Genomic DNA, 16260 nt, shown 5'->3' with positions numbered 1-16260 from the left:
GCTGGCGGGCGTGCCCCGCCCGGCCCGCCCGGCGGCGGCGGCCGGCCCGGCGCGGGGGGGCGCGCGCGCACAGGTCGCCGTCGCATGGTGCGGCCCTCGGTGATCTCGGCCAGCGCGGTGATGATCTCGGGGTAGGAGCCGGTGATGTCGCGCAGGTTGCGGCTCCACAGGCTGATCTGGGCCGGGGTGGCGTGCGCGATGGCGCGGACGCCGTCCCGTTTCATTTCCGCGTACCAGCCGCCGGGCGGCTGGGGAGGCTGTCCGGGTTTGGCCAGCATCGGTGCTGGGATTCATCCCTCGGTGTCCAGGGGCGTGTAGCAGCCGCCGCGGCGGCTGATCGGGGGGGCGGTGTGCGGGGAGGGGAAGACCACCACGACGGTGCGGTGTGCCGGTGTCTGGTCTCGATGTGCGGGTTGCGTTGTAGCTGACCGCGCCCGAATTGAAGTGATTCAGGCTCAAGCCTGATGCTCGGCTTGCCCAAGCACGTAGAACCGAGGCAGCCAGGCATTCCGGCTGAGCACTTCCAGAACTGGCTGCGCGGTGGATCGCTCCGCCGGGTCAGTGCTCGCAGTCGGGTTGTAGATGACCGCGCCGCACGCGAGGCAGCGGTGCGTGCGGCGATAGCCGCCGATCCGCAGGCAAGGAATCGCGCCGACGACGACCCGCCCAGGTCCGAGCCGATGTCCGCCGGGGCAGAACTGCGGCGAGGCATCCGTCCCGCGCTCGGCGCGGAGGTAGGGCCGGATAGATTCGTACATATGTTCGATTGTCTACGCGGTCCGATCCGGCAGTGGGAGGGGGTGAGATGTGTCGCCCCTGGAGGCTGGTGCGGATCAGGTATGACTCCCGCTCAGAGCCCGGATGATCTGGGCCGTCACCAGTTGCGCCGCATCCAAAACAGACCAAAAGTCTGTTATAGGGCGCATAAAAGACTCGGAGGGCGGCACGAGGGAACCGAAATACCGTATCATCGGGCCTTGAGCAGGGAAGTTGCCGGCAATGCCCGCGCAAACTTTCCCTGGTCGTACAAGCAGGAAACCCCGGCCCCGTCTTGGCAGAGACGAAACGCGGGGCTCCTCATGCAGGGGTTGATCCCGTCAGTTGATCAGACAGGCCAGGATCTCTCCCGAAAAGCGAACGATCGCCGTCAGCACGGTCTCCACCGAGTTGGCGGCGTCGTCGTATCCGGCGACGTGCGCGACCCAGTAGATCGTGCGGACCGTGCGCAGATACTTGAGAGGTTTCCGCGCGCCCGCTCGGGTGATAGCCACGCCCTCACGGACGATGGCCAGTCCCTTGCGGGAAACGATCGCTGCGGTCTTGCGACCGCGTTTCTTGTGCACCTTGGCAGGGTCCATAAAGGGCCTACCCTTCGCGCTCGTGGTCCCGGAGGACCTGTGGATGTCCGTCGTTGCGATGGACGGGCAGTCTCGATGCGCGTGATCGAAACTCCCCGCCCACCACACTCATTGCAGATCACAAGGTCCGGACGAGCGGGTGAACAAGGTGGCGAACCTGCCGCGGTGACCGAGCCGGTTCATCGTCTGGGAGTTTACTGCCTGCGCAGACAGGCGGCTTCCAACACAACACCTGTGACACCACATTCAGGGCTCGGAGCGCGAAGCCCACCAAGGAGTTTCGCGCCCCTTTCACGGACCTTTCGCACCCGTTTCGCACCCGTTTCGCACCCGTTCAAGGGGTCGTGTGGCGTTGGTCACATAAAGGTCTTGTGGAAGATCGCATGGTCCTAGGCGTGGGTCTCGCTCATCAACCGCTCTGCCGCGAGCGCAGGAGGATTGAGCATGGCCAAGTTCAAGATCAACGCGGGCTACGGCGACGAGAGCACCGTGGAGGCCCACCGCTTCAGTGAGGAGAACTCGTTGGTGATCTTCGTGAACGAAGACGGCTGGCGTACGGGTCAGGTGTTTGCGATGCGCGTTGACCAGCTGCCCACGATCGAGCGGCTGGACGAAGGTACCGGCTAGTCGGTGCATGTCGGGTCTGACCGCCGACAACCACAGGCTCAATGCGCGGCCAGGAGGCAGCCCAATCCCTCTGGCGGGGCGAAGCCCTCGTAAGGACGGTGTTGTACCAGTGGCGGCTCGACTCATCGAACAGCCGGTCGTGATCCATCTATTACGCGGTCGCCATCGTGGTGAAGCCGGTGCTGACTCCGCCGGGATGGTGAGAAAGCCGACCTTAAAGATCACCGGCAACCCGGTCCGAACACGACGAAGGCCTGCACTACGCGATGCAGGCCTTCGTCGTATCCGATTGTGCTGGGTGGAAATCGCGGCGACCGTACCTGGCGCGGCGCGGTTAGGACAGGCCGAACCAGCCGAGCTTGTCGAGCAGTTTCTTGCCCGCTTCTCCGACAAGCTTGCCCAGGGAAGTGCCAGCGAAGCCGGCGGCGAACGTCCGACCCTGTTGCCGACGACCGGCGGCCTCGACTTCCTGAAGCAGGCGGGCCGCGTCCTCGGCGGTGACCGACGGAGTGGGGGTGGGGCCGGCTTGGCTTATCCGCCAGGCGCTCCGAACCACGCAAGAGTAAGGAGGCTGAGGTCTCAGATGAGTGCCAGCAACACGACGCCGGGAGACCGGCCCGAACTCGTCTACGAAGTAGAGCTCGTAGTCGATCCGGCGCCGTTCCAGCTCGCTCGACCCGATTCTAAGTGATGTCGCCCGATAACCACAGCTATCGGGCAACCCTGCAGGGTGCCTTCTCCGCCCCGGAGGCTGGGGAAAAAAGTCTTCCGATCTAGCGTAGATTTTGAGATAGATCGAATGTTAAACTTGACCCGTAACCAAAGACTGATATGAGATCAGATCTGATATCCATATAGGAGGAAATTATGGCCAATGAGTACTACGAAACATTCGATGAGTTCGGTGCGGACATCGATGACGCCGGTGGCGTCCTGTTGACCACGATGGGGGTTCTGCGCGATGTGCATGGCGCCGACAAGCTCGGGGTCCACATCCGTCGAGCGATCAAGGATCAGCTGAGGAGCCGCGGAATCGGCACGCTGCCCGAGGAGTTGCCGACCTACCAGCACGAGGCGGTGCGGCTGTTCCGGCTCGGCAGTCCGATCGAAGCGGTCATCACCGCGGTCCTTCACCCCAGTGAAAATGGAGACGAAACCCTGCGGCGGACAGCGGGTTCGGACGCTCAGGAAGTCCTGAACCAGATCCGGCAGCTTGTGTGCGGGTGAAGCGCACCCCGATGGAGAGCAGGCGCGTCAGCCTGCGGCGTGCCAACGGTCGCCTCGGTTGACCCTCTGGGGTCCGGTACCCCGATTCGGGTACCGGACCCTTTTCCGTATCAGCACAGCGCACCGGCTAGTGGTCGCGAATGCTACGGCGACCCCTGCCACGGAAATTCTGGTGGACTGCTTACTGGAGTTCTGTCTCAGCGACTTACTGGAGTTCTGTCTCAGCGACCTCGATGAGCTCAGCGAGGTCGAAGTACAGGGCGCTGAGTCCGTACCCGCGCTTCCGGTGGCGGGCGGTGCGAATCTGTTGGAATACCTCCAGCTTTCCCTGGTAGAAGGGTAGGCAGCGGTGATGAGAGTTACCGTCGTCGCCGATCTCCGCGAGGCGAGGGGCGATTTCTTCCCACCGCTCGGTGCGGACCAAGAATCGCGTGTAGGACAGCAGGCGAGCCTCCACCTCGTCCTGGAGGTCGAACCCCTGGAAGCGCAACTGGTCGATACGGTCCTCACCGAGCGCATTTCGGTCCTCTCGGCTGAGATTGGCGATGCTCCCATCGAGGATGCGGAACATATCCAGGATGTCCCAGAGCAACTGGCACTCCGTGCGGCTCAGCTCTGGCCTGATCGCGCCGAACACCGAGTCGTACTCGCCGGCGTAGCCCTCGTCCAGGGCTTCACCTTGTCGCAGATGGTCCGCAGCGTTATCTGGGTACAGCGCTGCCAGGATCTTCGCTTGCTGGGACAGGATCAACCGCTCGGCCATCGTCAGCGAGTGCGGCACATCAGCACGATCCATTTCCACGCCGCGGCCCAGTAGCTGAGCGATCTGATTGCGTAACAGTGCACTGACGGACGTGGTCTTGACCCGCGCCAGTGCCTCGAGCTCTTCTCGTGTCTCTTCATCAACCCGGAGCGTGACAGTAGCCATTCAAGTTACCTCCCTGTAATACCGATTTTTGTTTGTAAGACGGTATTACGTATCGTAACACGAAATGTCCAGCTGTTGGGGTATGTGCTCAAGGGTTGGGGCCTGACCACGGCGAAGCTGGGTCTTATTACCCGCTGGTGGTTCAGCGTTCTGGGTCGGTAGCCGAAGGCCTGGGGGTTTTGGCAGGGGTCGGAAGAGGTGCTGCGGGGTGGTTTGGGCGAGCTGGGACGGCCTGTAGACCTTGCGTCGGCGTTGCGTCTAGAAGGTGCTCGCTCCTGGCCAGGCGGCCAGGCTTCGAGATTCGACGGTGAGCAGCCTCTTCTTCGGCCACCCCCATCGGCCGAGGTCAAAGGCCCGTGCACCCCTCGTCTGTAGCTTGCCGAACATGACCAACAACGCCGTGAGCACGGCCTACACCAGCCCCTTCGTCTGCACGAAGGAACACGAGAGCGACGACCTGCTCTTGTGCCTGTCGCGCGCCAACTTCCCGAATCCGACCGAGGAGGCCTCGCCGTCGCCGCGGGGTTCTCATCAAGAGCCCGGAGCTGCTCGGTCAGCCGGCGTTCTTCATGACCCGGCAGGTGGCCGAGCTCGCACTTAAGGCGCTGCTCCCCACCCGGTCTTCGGACACGACCTCGACAAGCTGCTCAACCTCCTCCAGGGCCTCGGGGACGACCTGTTCTCCGGCGGTACCGAGCAGACACAGATCGTCGAGTTCGTCCGCGAGCTCTACCACCTCGACCCGATCGGCGACGGTGGTCGCTACTCCCACACCACCAGCAACTCGCCTGCGCTCGAAGGCGTCTGCCACGCCGAACCAGGTCCCTTGCTCAAGGAACTCAACAGGCTCGTGACCTACACCGCGAGCCGTTTGGGCATGCAGCCGTCTCTCATCATGTGACCTAAAAGCCGCCAACTCTACCGCTCACGGCGGTATGGTTGGCGGTATGGCTGGACGTAAGACGTCGGTGAGCTTCGACGACGAGACCCTGGAGATCCTCGCCCGCCGCGCGAGCGAGGAAGGTATGGACCGCTCGGCGTTCCTGGCCTCGCTGGTGCACCGTGACGACATGCGCCGGCGCCTGGCCGCCGACAGCGCGACCCTCAACGCCGCCGGGTACACCCCCGACCGGTCGAACGCGCTGACCGCTGCCCTGATCGCCCGCTCGCGGGCCAGCTGATGGCCAGCCCCAGATTCGGCGAGGTGTGGAACGCCCCGTCGGGACCAGTGCTGCCCGGCGGCATGCTGTGCCTGATCGTGTCCTCCGACGACTTCAACCGAATCCGTCACCAGTACGTCATCGTCGAGGTCGTCTCTGACCCGCTGTCCGGTGACGCCATCATCTGCGACCTCGGCCCGGTCGGGGTCGCGCTCACCGGCGCACCCTTCACGGTCGGACCAAGCTGGTTCGCCGAAGCAGAGACTCCGATCGCGGTACTCGACGCACCCACGGCCCGGCGCGCGGCCGATCAGATCCGCGCCATCCTCGGCCCCTGAAAGCTCTGGTGGACAACATGACCGACGGCCCAGAACACCGCGACCTACCCTGGGGCGGCGACCCGAAAGCGCACTGGACCCCGAGTAGCACCAGGACTGGGCCGACGCCGAGGCCGAGCTGTACGCGTCGGGGTGGCGGCACCCGGAACCGATATGCGAAGTGCTCGACACCATTTCACCGGCCGGGATCGACAAATGGACCTGGCCCTGCACCGAGGGTTTCTTCGAGCTGCCCGACTGCACGGCGATCGACCGGGAGATCACCGTCGCCGAGCTGCGCCTGGCCGACCGTGAAGTCCGTGGTCTCGCCGACGACGAGGACCGGGCCACCGTCTACGAACTGCAGCGCGCCCGCGGTCGCTCAACTGACCTCGAGACACGCGACATGCCGGGCCAGGCCACCCTGTCCATCACCGGGCGGTGTCGGAACAAGAGCGCGGATAGTCCGCGATCCGTTGCGGGAGCGCGGTTTCCGTCGACACGAAACCGGCGACTCGGTATGTTATCGGGCGTGTCGATTCCTACCAGTGGGTAGTTTAGGGAGTTGATGGCGGCATAACCGGTCGCTTGTTTGGGCGAAATGCCCTGGTTGCCAGCTGTTTACATCGAGCACCGTGCGCGCCCGCCGCATTCCCGATCCGGAACGTGTCTCGTATCACATTCTTCGTCTTGGGCTCTGGCGCTTAGGGTTAACGGTGATCTCGTAGATCAAGGCGTCTCATCTTGAACGCGTGAGCTCGAAAGGCCCCCGCCCGCGGGGGGGACCTGCCGTCCGGTCAGCCGGTCGGACGGTCACCGAGTGAATGAGGTTCACGATGTGCCCTGATGAGGTCCCGGTCCAGAACGGCGCTTCCCCTTCGGGGGGCGGACCTGATTGGACTGGACGGGCGGCGCAGCAATGCAATGCCACCGGAGCGGTGTTCGACGCCATCTCGTTGGTGCTCGACTCTGCAAACCGGACCGACCTAGCCGATTCGGCCAGGTCGGTCGCGATGTGTCTGTACGTGATTGCCGCTCTGCTGAACGCAGCTCGTCAGTAACACATTCGGTTTGAGGCCCGGGTCGCTAGGTGTAGCCGCACCAAATGCGATTCGGGCCTTTCTGGTTGCACAGCCAAGGCTCCTCAAGTGACATGCGTCACATCGAGGGGTAATGGTTCGAGAACCACGTGCCTAAACGACCGGCACGGCTTTAGTCTCTGCCCGACCCCCCTGGCCGTCAAGTGATCCACGTCACCATTTTTGGAAAATACCTGGTCAGACCTATGTAGAGATTCTATATAGTTGGCGGACAAAGGTTCTAAAATGCCGGGTTCTTGGCAGCTCCCGACTCACGGAAGTGCTGTTTCTGTCAAGCCCGGGACTGCTGGCTCGCTGCGTCTGGAAGTCAGTGTGTTGCAAGGCGACCCGGCACTGCAGTTGCTGGTCTCGCAATGTGGAGCTGGGCGGTGCCAGCAGGAGGTAGGGCAGGGTGCAAGACATCCGGATGACGCTGTGGACTGTGGTCGTACTGCGCGAATTCGTGGTCAACGCTCACGAGCAGCAGTGGGGTTTCGATCTGTTGCAGCGCCTCGGCCTGGCCAGCGGCACGCTGTATCCGATTCTGCGCCGTCTGGAAGAGGCCGGTTGGATCGTCGGGCAGCTCGAAGACATCGACAACGCAGCACAGGAGGGGCGCCGGCCTCGCAAGTACTACTCGCTGACGGCCGAGGCGCACCCACTGGCCGTGCGGGCGCTGCGAGAGTTCAGCACCCGCGCACAACCACCCCTGTCCCCAGAACAGGTGCGAGTGAGGGAGTCTCGGCGCCAACGTGAGCGGGCGGCCTGGCTCCTGGAAGAGACAAGAAGGCGTGAGCAGGAAAGGCTGGAGCGGGCCAACGCGCTGCGGAAGGAAGAAGGCTTGAGGCGCGGGGCGATCGCGCAAGAAGAGTTGCTCAAGCAGGTGCAGGCTCAGGCAGACCTTCTGATCCATGCCGAGAAGGAAAAACGGTTCCGCTCGGAGTACGAAAAGCATGCGCTGGAGGACGCGCATCGCCTGGTCGTCGAGGCGATCCAACGACGCTCCGAGGCCCGCAAGCACGCGGGGCCACCACCACAGCGCTCGATCACTGTCATGTCCGAGGGGGCACAGCATACTTTCACCGGCGATGTGAAGCTGAGCAAGCGAGGCCCATCAGGCCTCTGCGTTGTCCTCAAAGGAGATGAGGTCATCTGGACGCAGAGCATGCGCAACGGTGCCGCAGCAGCCGTGGAAATCCGGGTCGAGGACCTCCCCAGGAGTATTGACCACCCGAAACCCCCGCTTATCGCCGACCAAGCTCCTCAATCACCAGACTGCCACGGACCAGACGAACCCCCCCGATGGATACGCGCGAGTCGATACGGTGAGCAGCGTGGATGAAGGGCTCGCGGGAACTGCCGTGAGGCCGATCCGAAAGTCGGCAGGAACCACAGCATCGGGAACGGACCGACGCCGAGGCGGAACTGCGGCCTGCCCGCGTCGCGCTCTGGATCACCACGCTGGCACAAGCCGACTCACACGACATCGCCCCCGGACCGAAAAGCGCAGCCTCCGAGGCCGATCACGCGAACCGGCCAACATCTATCGACGTGGTAATTCAGGGATATCGCTGGGCGTCACAACCACCCCCGCCCGTCGGCAAACGTGGCCAATCCGGCCAGGAACGTCAGGGCCGAGCCGATCCAGAACCATGGGCTGATGCCCAACGCCAGTAGCGAGAACACCGCCAGGGCGAAGATGAACATCACGATCGCGCAGCCACGTGGCAGTTCCTCCCCGTCGACGGCGGTGGACCGGGAGGGAGTCGAGGCTGGCCCCAGACTCGGTGATGTCGGCACCGGCGCCGACAGGGATGGCCTCGCGGGCTGCCGAGTTGGGGGCGTCGTCAGCGATGACTGCGATGGCTGGGGAGGTACGAGCGCACTTGTGCGGACCGGTGCCTTCGGCGACGGCATGTCACCTCGACAGACGACGAAGTGCACCAGTTTCTCGGTTTTCGAGATCAGTCGATGTGGGCCAACCGGAATCCAGTCTCGCTTCTTGTCATGCCCGCCGTGAGACTCCCCCAGACACTTGCAGGTGCACTGCCACACCGGGATTGTCGCTGTCTGGCAGCTGGAGGTGCACTGCTCGGTGGTGTTGTACTCGAGGAGCACTTCGACCTCACCGAAGCGTTCGGCCAACGCGGCGATCAGCGTCTTCAGATGTTTGCGGGCGACTTCCCACCGTTTCATCTCCTTGTTCCACACCAGGTCTTTGCGGCCGCCGAGCACTTTCTGCATCCAGCCTCGGTTGGGTGTGGTCGGGTCGTACGGCATCGTCACCCACAGCCGGGTCTCCTCCGGTTTGCGCTCAATCCGTGGTCGATTCCGCATTGGTGCCCCCTGTCGTGCAGTCGCGTTGCGCGGCAACAATATCCGCGAGCTATGACACGTCCCGAGGTACCGCAACCGCGCGACGAATCCCGGAATCACGCTGCTGCACAGCCACATCGTCCCTGTCGCCGGTCGGAGGGCGGCACTACTCTCGCCAAGTGGCCTACAAGTCCTCCCCCGCGCTGCAGACATGGCGCTCAGATCGCGCCAACCGCCTCGACGAGCTTGTCGCTGCTCACCGCACAGTGAGGAATGCGGGCCGCGGGCCGCAGTACGCTACCCAGCAGCTCACCAACCAGCTGTTCGTCGCCTTGGCCGCAGAGTTCCAGGGCTACTGCCGAGACCTACACGATCTCGCGATCCTCGCCTCCACCGATGGGCTCGCAGCGCCCGGTGACCCGCGGCTGGTGAATGCACGCAGCGCCTACGTCAAAAGCCGACGGTTGAGCACCGGCAACGCCAGCTGGAGCAACCTGTGCAACGACTTCAAGGCGTTCCAGATGATCCTCAAGGACGAGCTTGAAGCGATGTATCCGGCGGAGGCCGACGACTGGAAGTCCGTCATCGAGAAGCTGAACGACACACGCAACGCCATCGCGCACAGCGACCAAACGAAGCTCGTCAACCCCCCAGATCCGCTGAATTTGACGACCTTCCGGGCGTGGCGGTCCACACTCAAGGCCACTGTTCCTGGTCTCGACAGGGTCGTCGAGGCATACTTGCAGAACACGATCGGTCAGAGCTGGTAGAGGAGGTGACCCGATGGCGACTACACCCAAGAAGGTGAAGCGGGCATCTGCACTCGCGGGCACCAAGAGCAAGCCGACCAAGCTGAAGGACTTCAAGTCGGCCAAGCCGACGACCTTCAAGCCGATCAAGTCGACGGCGTTCAAGTCGACCAAGACCCCGATCGGCCGCCACTTCAAGGTCGGTGACCGCGTGCTGTTCGACTACGGCAAGCGCAAGGTCGAAGGCACCGTCACCAGCACCTCCGGCGACCGCGTCCACGTCGACATGCACTTCGCCGCCGACGAGTCGACACCCGGCCTGTTCCGTGAGAACGAGCTGCGCAGCGCCTGACCACACATCCCGATGGCGATACGAGAAAGGCCCCACCCGAATCCGCCCGGGTGGGGCCTTTCTCATATCGCCAGGTCAGATGGTGGTCACAGCTCCCCTGAGCCGATGCTACGGCGGCCCCAGGTCCCACCAGGCCGGTCAGGCAGCTACAGCCGTCGTACTCGAACAGCGCGGCTCATGCCCGCGACGTGCATCTTTCCGTCACGCGATATCTCGACCTTCGGCCGATACGCGTAGTGGTATTCATAGTGGTACTCGGCCTGGCGCCACACTGAGCTGTCCGTCAGCTGGACGATCGTGTCGCCGTCCCACCCGGTCCAACTGCCATCGATGTAGAGGGTCACAGCAGGTTTCTCCTGTCTCGTTGCGCAGGCCTGTGCACAGTGTGGCGGTTGCCACCGACAAGATGCTCTGTTGACCACCGTCGCAGACCAACGTCTTCTCACTGGTGGATCTGTCAGTGCCCCATGTCAGGCTGGCGGCATCGTGCTTGGAGGTGATGGGCATGGCCGGAACCAGCGACCGTCCAGAAGTTCGACTCGTGGCGCACTGCCGACGTTGCCACGGGTGGCTGCTATCGGCGAAGTCGATCGCCGAGGGAATCGGGCCCACCTGCGCGATACGCGAGCGTGCCGAGCAGCGCGCTGCTGCTGTGGCGAACGAGTTGACGCTGTTCGACTTCGCGGCCTGAGCGGGCTGCAACGATCACAGGCGGAATGACCACACGAGCTCGTTGGAGGAGGGTCCATGCCCATGCTGCGTCTGCTCGGCTGCGGGTCGGAAGACAGCGGATGTCCCGCCTTGTACGACACCAACAGTGACCAGCTGATCGTGTAGGGCATCGCGACCATCGACGGGTCGGCCGTCTATGTCCCGCGCGCTCTGCTGAGCCGGGTCGAACCAGGGATGCTTCTGCACGCCGAGGACACCGAGGCGCACGGCACGGTGCTCATCGCCGGGGATCCGGTCGACGAGGAGACCCTCGGCAAGCTGCTGCTCGATGTGGGTGAAGGCGCCGTCACGGTCGCCAAACACCCAGGTGCCTGAGCAGTTTCGCGTGACCTCGTCGACGGCGCCTACGCTCGTCTCGCACGACCAGCGGAGAAGGGGGCCCATCGTGCTGCGGTACGTGTGCGGGAACAGTGCCTGCGTCTACGCCTGGCATTACACCCCGACGTGTCCGAACCGGCGGCGGCCGGCGCCCAAACCGATCACCCTCGGCGAGCTACAGGCTTACCGCACGGATCTGCAGGTCCGCGACAACGAGCTCGCCCGCTCCCGCAGCATCCGCGCACCGCTGCATCGGCAGATGCTCACCCTGACGGTCATGGTCGGTGTCGGCGCGGTCTTGTTGTTCCTGCTGTTCTCGGTGTAGCGGCTCGGCTGTCCACCCCGCGCCGAAAACGAACGGATACGGCGTAGCCACTGACGAGCGTCGGCGAAGCCCCGGTTCGGTCTGCATTGATGGACGGTTACTGGTTGGCTTGTCCTCCAACGCTATTGGTGAATCCTGTTCGTAGAGAGGACAAGCACCAGGATTGAGCCGATCGCGACCAGTGCGAGCGCGCCGACCGAGGTGGTGAGTTGCTCGAGATACGGCATCGCGGTTTGCAGGGTGGTGTAGTTGCTCGGTAGGTGCTCGTTCCAGGACATCACGCCAAGGCAGCCGAGTACCAGTGCGACGGTTGCGGTGGCGCCGAGTTCCCATCGGTGATGAGTGCTCCACAAGTCGGCCTGTCGAGCGGCCGGCGAACCATGCCGCGACGGCGATGGCCAGTACGCCAGCGCTTTGTACCGTGCCGAGCGTCCTAGGTCGCGCGTAAGAGTCGGCAACGACGGGGACGGCCCCGTGCTCACTGCTGTTTCCGTGTCCCCCACGAAACCCCTCCTGACCGGCGCACTGGTGGCAGTTCGGCCTCGTTCAGCGTATTCGGCGCGTCTATTGCCCCCCCGACAGCAGGTCGGCGAACTCGTTCTGCCCGCATTCTTTCGCCTGCACTGCGAGCAGCTGCCGCAACCGAACCGGAAGCTCGGTTCGTCTCTCACACAAGCCTTTCCACACCGACGAGTCCGTCGGAGTGAACGTGGCCACGAGGGCTTCGATATCGCCGAACTCATCGAGGATGGTGAGGGACCGAGAGCGGGACGCGACGTCTTGGCGCAGCGCGATCTTCACCAAGGTTGTGGTGCAGTCGGCGGCCGGGGCGGCGGCCATCGCGGCGACGAAGCTGTCGTCGGAAAGGGTGCTGATCGCCTCGGCGAGAGTGTCGTGGGTGGATTCGGGGAGGATGTCGAGCAGCGGAAGGGCTTCGGGCCACAGGTTGTGGGTGGCGGCCGTCGCGACGGCGGTGGTGAGGGTGTCGGGTTGGTGCACGACAGGGAGAGACGCGAAGCGTTGGCGGGCCTCGGGATCGAGGGCCAGAGCTACCGGGAAGAGGGTTTCCCAGTGTTCGCGGGCCTGTTCGATGAGGGTGGTGAGGACGTCGTCGGGTTCGGTGGAGATCCGGGCGGCGACTGGCTGGAGTTGCGTAGGGGCGAGGTGTTCGGCGAGGGGGAGGAGGTCGAGCCAGAGGTTGTGGGTGAGCGCTAGGTCCGCGATCTTCGTGAGGACAGTTGGGTCCTGCATCAGTGGCCGGGTGGCCAGTCGTTGCAGGCCGGAGGCTTTCATCCCAGCGGCGACAGGTAGCAGGGTGTCCCACGCGTCGAGGGTCGTGACGGCGTTGAGGAGACCGTCGAGGATTTCGACGTCCTGGGCGGCGACTTCGTCGGCCAGGTGGGAGCGCTGGGTGGGACCGAGGGTGTCGAGCAGGGTGATGGCTTCGGGCCAGTGGCCCTCGGCGTTGGTGGCGTGGATGAGGGCGGGGAGGCGGTCGGTGATGAGCGAGAGGAGACGGTCGGCGGCGGCGGGGTCGTCGAGGTGGTAGCCGACGTGGAGGAGGTCGATGTCGGCGGCGTGCGGGAGAGCTACTCGCAGGACGTCGTCGGGGACGGAGGCGGCCAGGCGGCCCATGGTGAGATAGTCACGGCGACCGAGCAATTCGCGCGCGACATCGGCGGCCATGCGGTCGGGAATCTCGGCGATCACCTCGGCGGCGCGGCGGGGGTCCAGGGTGACGGCCACGTCGGCGAGGAAGGCGGGCGACAGGGCGCTCGCGATGGCGACGGCGCGGGCGGGCTCGACGGAACCGGCGATCGCGGCGGCCAGTACCGGGCCGAACGCGGCCTCGGTGATCTTGGCGGCGACGATCGGTGGCACCAACTTCGCCGCGGCGGCGGTCTTGCGCATGCGACGGCCTTCGCTGGCCGAGATCACGTCGCTGATCTGTTCGCGGAAGGCGCGCAGGGCGGACGGGGGCAGCGCGGCGAGGAATTCGAGGTCGGCGGCGGGGCGGTCGAGCGCTGCGGACAGGCGGGCGATCTCGGCGGCGGTGTGGTGGGACGCGGTCATAGTCCGAGCACCTTCTTCACGGCGGGGCGGGCCAGGCGGGGGATGAGACGCATGCCGGAGTCGAGAGCGTCGTCGAGGGCGGCTTTGCGCTGGTCGAGGGCGGCCTGGACATAGGTGTTCAGGGTGGCGAGCTCGTCGGGCGTGAGGGTGGCGAACTCGGATGGGGGTGGGGTGCCGAGCGTGGTGGTGAGCTGGTGCAGGGCGTCCGGCACAGGCCGTCTCCATTCGATGCGGTACGGATGTCGGTGCGGGTGACGATACTGGGGGTGGGAACAGATCGGCATTTGTGAAAGATTCGAAAATGATTCGCGCAGTGTGAAATTCGGCTGATCTCCGGTGAAGGATGTGCGTCTGCTTGCCTCTGAGACCGATTGCGCCGGTCATGGAGAATGCGGATCGAGCTGGACGGATATGGCTGTCCGCATGACTGGGCAGGGGAGTCGCAGCGGCCTCTCGCGGCACGAAACCGGTGCAACGGTGATGTGCCGACAAGTCCTCTGATCGAGATCGCAGCGTGATGGTTGCGCGATCGTCCGGCATGCGGGATGCTTTTCCGACCGCACGTCATGCGTGCGGCGTGACATTTCCGCGACCATTTCGTAATGTAGCGGTGACCTTGTCCTCTACGAGTAGCTGGTGATCGACATCGTGCGTGGTCAACATCGCAAACCGGCGCCGCCGCGTGGGCGCGCTCAGCTTGCCGTGTGGAGTGTCGCTGCGACAGTCCCGGCCATGCTGTGGATGACGATCCGGCCGGGACCTGCGGTCCAGGAGGCTGCCGCGGTCGAACCGCAGACCACCTCGACAGTCGACCCCGATCCGATCGCCGCCGCAGCCGCGTTCGTGGAACCCGAGCCGGCACCGGTGTCCGCCCATGACGAATCGGCGACGCTGTCGCTGATTCATGCCACCACCCCGTGTGACACCGAGTGGAAAGGCGTGCAGCCGCATGTGGCGCAGGTGAGCCACCTGCTGCAGAAGATGTTCGGTATCAGCGATATCGGCGGGGCGCACGGCCGTTACGACGGTGACCACGGTGCCGGGCTCGCGCTCGACGTGATGACCAGCGGCGGCGTCGGCGACGCGATCGCCGAATTCGTGCTGGCCAACAAGGAGCGCTTCGGTGTCACCTACGTGATCTGGAAGCAGCGCTACAACGACGGCGGCGGCTGGTCGTTCATGGAAGACCGTGGCAGCCCCACCCAGAATCACTACGACCACGTGCACATCTCGTTCGAATCTTCGGGCGCCACGAATATTTCCTGCTGAAATCGGTTGCTACCAGCGGTTTCGCGGATTTCCATCGCCGTGGAATCGTGCCGTATCGGCCGAACCGGGCGACAGGGGCGTGCTGAATCGACCATGATCGATAGATGGCCCCCAACAGCGCGAAATTCTTGTTCAGCAACGGCACCGACGACCGGGTGTCGCTTTTCGACGACGGGCGTGTGAAGGTCTGGTCGACCACTCATCTCTGGTCCGAAATGGGCCGCGAACGGCACAACGCGCTGGGCGAGACGGTTCTGCTCGGCATCGGGCGCACACTCGACGTGCCGGGACCGGTGGACCGGCGCCAGACCTGTGATGCCGAATTCGCCCTGACACCCGAGCTCGGACACACGGTCGCCGCGACGGTGGCGGCAGACAACGGGACGTTCGTGCAGTTCTTTCACGACGGGACCATCGCGGTCGGCAACGACGGGCGCGATGTGGCGACGGTGTTCAACGCGGGTCGTGAAGCGACCTCCGAGCGAGGTGTGAACGGGGTCGGCGGGTCGGTGATGGTGACCTTCGGTGGCAGCTATCGGCCGAAGACGGTGCGTGAGAGCGACTACCAGGTCGAGCTCAGCGAAGCGACCGCGCCCCGGCCGAACCGGCTGTACAAGGACGAGTTCCTCGTGAAATAGCCCCGAATCTCCCCTGCGCTCGTACGGTGTAAACGGCAGGGGTTCGGCAGAAGGATTCGTGGCATGGGACGGTTGACAGGCAAGGTCGCGGTGATCAGCGGCGGTGCGCGGGGCATGGGCGCCGCGCACGCGCGCCGGTTCGTCGACGAGGGCGCGTCGGTGGTGATCGGCGACGTGCTCGACGACGAAGGTGCCGCTCTCGCAAGCGAACTCGGGGTGCGGTATCAGCACCTCGATGTCCGCGAGCCGGAGCAGTGGCAGGCGGTGGTGCGCACGGCGGTCGAAGAGTTCGGCGGGCTGCATGTGCTGGTGAACAACGCCGGGATCGTCAACGGCAACCTGCTCGTCGACTTCGCGCTCGAGGAATGGCAGCGCATCATCGACATCAACCTCACCGGCACGTTCCTCGGCATGCAGGCGGCGGTTCCCGCGATGACCGACGGCGGGTCGATCGTCAATATTTCCTCGGTCGAGGGGATGCGGGGAAGCCCTGGGCTGCACGGGTATACGGCGACGAAGTTCGCGGTCCGTGGACTCACCAAGTCGGCGGCCCTGGAACTCGCGCCGCAGGGGATCCGCGTCAACTCAGTCCATCCGGGTCTCATCAGCACCCCGATGACCGAGGGAATTCCGGCCGACTTCCTGCAGATTCCGCTGGCTCGCGCGGCCCAGCCCGACGAGGTGTCGGCGCTGGTCGCCTACCTGGCCTCCGACGAGTCCTCGTATTCGACGGGCGCGGAGTTCGTGGTCGACGGTGGCCTCACCGTCGGCGTGCCGCACAAGAGTTTCTGA

24 protein-coding genes and 1 pseudogene are annotated in these 16260 nt (G+C 64.6%); 14 read left to right on the top strand and 11 right to left on the bottom strand.

What is annotated here, in order from left to right; all coding sequences use genetic code 11:
* The 3 genes and pseudogenes from AB0F86_RS25875 to AB0F86_RS25865 form a co-directional block, all read right to left on the bottom strand.
* Nucleotides 1–224 (bottom strand): annotated as a pseudogene (locus AB0F86_RS25875) (hypothetical protein); the annotation flags it as partial.
* A 231-nt stretch (nt 225–455) separates the two neighbouring features.
* On the bottom strand, nt 456–758 hold the full coding sequence (locus tag AB0F86_RS25870) for a hypothetical protein (protein WP_356986069.1): 303 nt from the start codon (nt 756–758) through the stop codon (nt 456–458).
* A 339-nt stretch (nt 759–1097) separates the two neighbouring features.
* A complete protein-coding gene (locus AB0F86_RS25865) occupies nt 1098–1358 on the bottom strand; it encodes a hypothetical protein (protein ID WP_357171726.1) in 261 nt (86 codons plus the stop codon).
* Between the two features lie 444 nt (nt 1359–1802).
* Between AB0F86_RS25865 and AB0F86_RS25860 the strand changes: the two genes are divergently transcribed.
* On the top strand, nt 1803–1985 hold the full coding sequence (locus AB0F86_RS25860; protein ID WP_356986071.1) for a hypothetical protein: 183 nt from the start codon (nt 1803–1805) through the stop codon (nt 1983–1985).
* Between the two features lie 334 nt (nt 1986–2319).
* Here AB0F86_RS25860 and AB0F86_RS25855 read toward each other — a convergent pair whose 3' ends face one another.
* The gene (locus AB0F86_RS25855) at nt 2320–2541 is read right to left on the bottom strand and encodes a hypothetical protein (protein WP_356986072.1); all 222 of its coding nucleotides are present in this window, start codon (nt 2539–2541) and stop codon (nt 2320–2322) included.
* A 311-nt stretch (nt 2542–2852) separates the two neighbouring features.
* Here AB0F86_RS25855 and AB0F86_RS25850 point away from each other — a divergent pair, with 311 nt between their 5' ends.
* Nucleotides 2853–3212 carry a hypothetical protein gene (locus AB0F86_RS25850; protein WP_356986073.1) on the top strand — a complete coding sequence of 120 codons (360 nt, stop codon included), beginning with the start codon at nt 2853–2855 and terminating at the stop codon, nt 3210–3212.
* A 205-nt stretch (nt 3213–3417) separates the two neighbouring features.
* Here the strand turns inward: AB0F86_RS25850 and AB0F86_RS25845 are convergent, their stop codons facing one another.
* A complete protein-coding gene (locus AB0F86_RS25845) occupies nt 3418–4140 on the bottom strand; it encodes a YfbU family protein (protein WP_356986074.1) in 723 nt (240 codons plus the stop codon).
* 553 nt (nt 4141–4693) lie between these two features.
* The gene (locus AB0F86_RS25840) at nt 4694–4912 is read right to left on the bottom strand and encodes a hypothetical protein (RefSeq protein WP_356986075.1); all 219 of its coding nucleotides are present in this window, start codon (nt 4910–4912) and stop codon (nt 4694–4696) included.
* 175 nt (nt 4913–5087) lie between these two features.
* On the opposite strand from AB0F86_RS25840, the gene AB0F86_RS25835 reads away from it, so the two are divergent.
* The 4 genes from AB0F86_RS25835 (at nt 5088) to AB0F86_RS25820 (ending at nt 8038) form a co-directional block, all read left to right on the top strand.
* Nucleotides 5088–5321: a hypothetical protein gene (locus tag AB0F86_RS25835; protein WP_356986076.1), complete on the top strand. Its 234-nt coding sequence runs from the start codon at nt 5088–5090 to the stop codon at nt 5319–5321.
* Nucleotides 5321–5638, top strand: a complete 318-nt coding sequence (locus tag AB0F86_RS25830) for a hypothetical protein (protein WP_356986077.1) — start codon at nt 5321–5323, stop codon at nt 5636–5638. The genes AB0F86_RS25835 and AB0F86_RS25830 overlap by 1 nt, the downstream gene beginning before the upstream one ends.
* Before the next feature lie 160 nt (nt 5639–5798).
* A complete protein-coding gene (locus tag AB0F86_RS25825) occupies nt 5799–6173 on the top strand; it encodes a hypothetical protein (RefSeq protein WP_356986078.1) in 375 nt (124 codons plus the stop codon).
* Between the two features lie 935 nt (nt 6174–7108).
* A complete protein-coding gene (locus tag AB0F86_RS25820; RefSeq protein WP_356986079.1) occupies nt 7109–8038 on the top strand; it encodes a PadR family transcriptional regulator in 930 nt (309 codons plus the stop codon).
* Between the two features lie 236 nt (nt 8039–8274).
* Here AB0F86_RS25820 and AB0F86_RS25815 read toward each other — a convergent pair whose 3' ends face one another.
* Entirely contained in the window at nt 8275–8940 is a 666-nt protein-coding gene (locus AB0F86_RS25815) for a hypothetical protein (RefSeq protein WP_356986080.1), read from the bottom strand.
* Between the two features lie 251 nt (nt 8941–9191).
* Here AB0F86_RS25815 and AB0F86_RS25810 point away from each other — a divergent pair, with 251 nt between their 5' ends.
* Together AB0F86_RS25810 and AB0F86_RS25805 are read left to right on the top strand one after the other, a co-directional pair.
* Entirely contained in the window at nt 9192–9782 is a 591-nt protein-coding gene (locus tag AB0F86_RS25810) for a hypothetical protein (protein WP_356986081.1), read from the top strand.
* Between the two features lie 13 nt (nt 9783–9795).
* Nucleotides 9796–10113: a hypothetical protein gene (locus tag AB0F86_RS25805; RefSeq protein ID WP_356986082.1), complete on the top strand. Its 318-nt coding sequence runs from the start codon at nt 9796–9798 to the stop codon at nt 10111–10113.
* Between the two features lie 146 nt (nt 10114–10259).
* Here AB0F86_RS25805 and AB0F86_RS25800 read toward each other — a convergent pair whose 3' ends face one another.
* Nucleotides 10260–10457, bottom strand: a complete 198-nt coding sequence (locus tag AB0F86_RS25800; RefSeq protein WP_356986083.1) for a hypothetical protein — start codon at nt 10455–10457, stop codon at nt 10260–10262.
* 155 nt (nt 10458–10612) lie between these two features.
* Here AB0F86_RS25800 and AB0F86_RS25795 point away from each other — a divergent pair, with 155 nt between their 5' ends.
* From AB0F86_RS25795 to AB0F86_RS25785, 3 genes are all read left to right on the top strand, one after another.
* Complete coding sequence (locus AB0F86_RS25795; RefSeq protein ID WP_357171735.1) at nt 10613–10804, top strand: DUF6011 domain-containing protein; 192 nt, start codon at nt 10613–10615, stop codon at nt 10802–10804.
* Nucleotides 10805–11019: 215 nt separating this feature from the next.
* Nucleotides 11020–11160: a hypothetical protein gene (locus AB0F86_RS25790; protein ID WP_356986085.1), complete on the top strand. Its 141-nt coding sequence runs from the start codon at nt 11020–11022 to the stop codon at nt 11158–11160.
* A 10-nt stretch (nt 11161–11170) separates the two neighbouring features.
* The gene (locus AB0F86_RS25785) at nt 11171–11488 is read left to right on the top strand and encodes a hypothetical protein (RefSeq protein ID WP_356986086.1); all 318 of its coding nucleotides are present in this window, start codon (nt 11171–11173) and stop codon (nt 11486–11488) included.
* A 122-nt stretch (nt 11489–11610) separates the two neighbouring features.
* Here the strand turns inward: AB0F86_RS25785 and AB0F86_RS25780 are convergent, their stop codons facing one another.
* The 3 genes from AB0F86_RS25780 to AB0F86_RS25770 all read right to left on the bottom strand — a co-directional run bounded on the left by AB0F86_RS25780 (nt 11611) and on the right by AB0F86_RS25770 (nt 13773).
* A complete protein-coding gene (locus tag AB0F86_RS25780) occupies nt 11611–11766 on the bottom strand; it encodes a hypothetical protein (RefSeq protein ID WP_356986087.1) in 156 nt (51 codons plus the stop codon).
* Between the two features lie 286 nt (nt 11767–12052).
* The gene (locus AB0F86_RS25775) at nt 12053–13561 is read right to left on the bottom strand and encodes a hypothetical protein (RefSeq protein WP_356986088.1); all 1509 of its coding nucleotides are present in this window, start codon (nt 13559–13561) and stop codon (nt 12053–12055) included.
* A complete protein-coding gene (locus AB0F86_RS25770) occupies nt 13558–13773 on the bottom strand; it encodes a hypothetical protein (protein ID WP_181699376.1) in 216 nt (71 codons plus the stop codon). The genes AB0F86_RS25775 and AB0F86_RS25770 overlap by 4 nt, the downstream gene beginning before the upstream one ends.
* A 520-nt stretch (nt 13774–14293) precedes the next feature.
* Between AB0F86_RS25770 and AB0F86_RS25765 the strand changes: the two genes are divergently transcribed.
* The 3 genes from AB0F86_RS25765 to AB0F86_RS25755 all read left to right on the top strand — a co-directional run bounded on the left by AB0F86_RS25765 (nt 14294) and on the right by AB0F86_RS25755 (nt 16260).
* Complete coding sequence (locus tag AB0F86_RS25765) at nt 14294–14830, top strand: hypothetical protein (protein ID WP_181699378.1); 537 nt, start codon at nt 14294–14296, stop codon at nt 14828–14830.
* A 104-nt stretch (nt 14831–14934) separates the two neighbouring features.
* Entirely contained in the window at nt 14935–15468 is a 534-nt protein-coding gene (locus tag AB0F86_RS25760; RefSeq protein ID WP_225282191.1) for a hypothetical protein, read from the top strand.
* Nucleotides 15469–15531: 63 nt separating this feature from the next.
* On the top strand, nt 15532–16260 hold the full coding sequence (locus tag AB0F86_RS25755; protein WP_356986089.1) for an SDR family oxidoreductase: 729 nt from the start codon (nt 15532–15534) through the stop codon (nt 16258–16260).

The sequence above is a fragment of the Nocardia sp. NPDC023733 genome (assembly GCF_040639775.1).
Classification (GTDB): Bacteria; Actinomycetota; Actinomycetes; order Mycobacteriales; family Mycobacteriaceae; genus Nocardia; species Nocardia rosealba.
The sequence above is the reverse complement of the archived record's forward strand: the minus strand, read 5'-3'. Positions and strand labels throughout refer to the sequence as shown.

Bases quoted from the DNA above. Each gene is read 5' to 3' on its own strand.
- AB0F86_RS25870 (WP_356986069.1), bottom strand. From the start codon at position 758: ATGTACGAATCTATCCGGCCCTACCTCCGCGCCGAGCGCGGGACGGAT.
- AB0F86_RS25865 (WP_357171726.1), bottom strand. From the start codon at position 1,358: ATGGACCCTGCCAAGGTGCACAAGAAACGCGGTCGCAAGACCGCAGCG.
- AB0F86_RS25860 (WP_356986071.1), top strand. From the start codon at position 1,803: ATGGCCAAGTTCAAGATCAACGCGGGCTACGGCGACGAGAGCACCGTG.
- AB0F86_RS25850 (WP_356986073.1), top strand. From the start codon at position 2,853: ATGGCCAATGAGTACTACGAAACATTCGATGAGTTCGGTGCGGACATC.
- AB0F86_RS25845 (WP_356986074.1), bottom strand. From the start codon at position 4,140: ATGGCTACTGTCACGCTCCGGGTTGATGAAGAGACACGAGAAGAGCTC.
- AB0F86_RS25835 (WP_356986076.1), top strand. From the start codon at position 5,088: ATGGCTGGACGTAAGACGTCGGTGAGCTTCGACGACGAGACCCTGGAG.
- AB0F86_RS25830 (WP_356986077.1), top strand. From the start codon at position 5,321: ATGGCCAGCCCCAGATTCGGCGAGGTGTGGAACGCCCCGTCGGGACCA.
- AB0F86_RS25815 (WP_356986080.1), bottom strand. From the start codon at position 8,940: ATGCAGAAAGTGCTCGGCGGCCGCAAAGACCTGGTGTGGAACAAGGAG.
- AB0F86_RS25805 (WP_356986082.1), top strand. From the start codon at position 9,796: ATGGCGACTACACCCAAGAAGGTGAAGCGGGCATCTGCACTCGCGGGC.
- AB0F86_RS25795 (WP_357171735.1), top strand. From the start codon at position 10,613: ATGGGCATGGCCGGAACCAGCGACCGTCCAGAAGTTCGACTCGTGGCG.
- AB0F86_RS25790 (WP_356986085.1), top strand. From the start codon at position 11,020: ATGCTTCTGCACGCCGAGGACACCGAGGCGCACGGCACGGTGCTCATC.
- AB0F86_RS25780 (WP_356986087.1), bottom strand. From the start codon at position 11,766: ATGTCCTGGAACGAGCACCTACCGAGCAACTACACCACCCTGCAAACC.
- AB0F86_RS25775 (WP_356986088.1), bottom strand. From the start codon at position 13,561: ATGACCGCGTCCCACCACACCGCCGCCGAGATCGCCCGCCTGTCCGCA.
- AB0F86_RS25765 (WP_181699378.1), top strand. From the start codon at position 14,294: ATGCTGTGGATGACGATCCGGCCGGGACCTGCGGTCCAGGAGGCTGCC.
- AB0F86_RS25760 (WP_225282191.1), top strand. From the start codon at position 14,935: ATGGCCCCCAACAGCGCGAAATTCTTGTTCAGCAACGGCACCGACGAC.
- AB0F86_RS25755 (WP_356986089.1), top strand. From the start codon at position 15,532: ATGGGACGGTTGACAGGCAAGGTCGCGGTGATCAGCGGCGGTGCGCGG.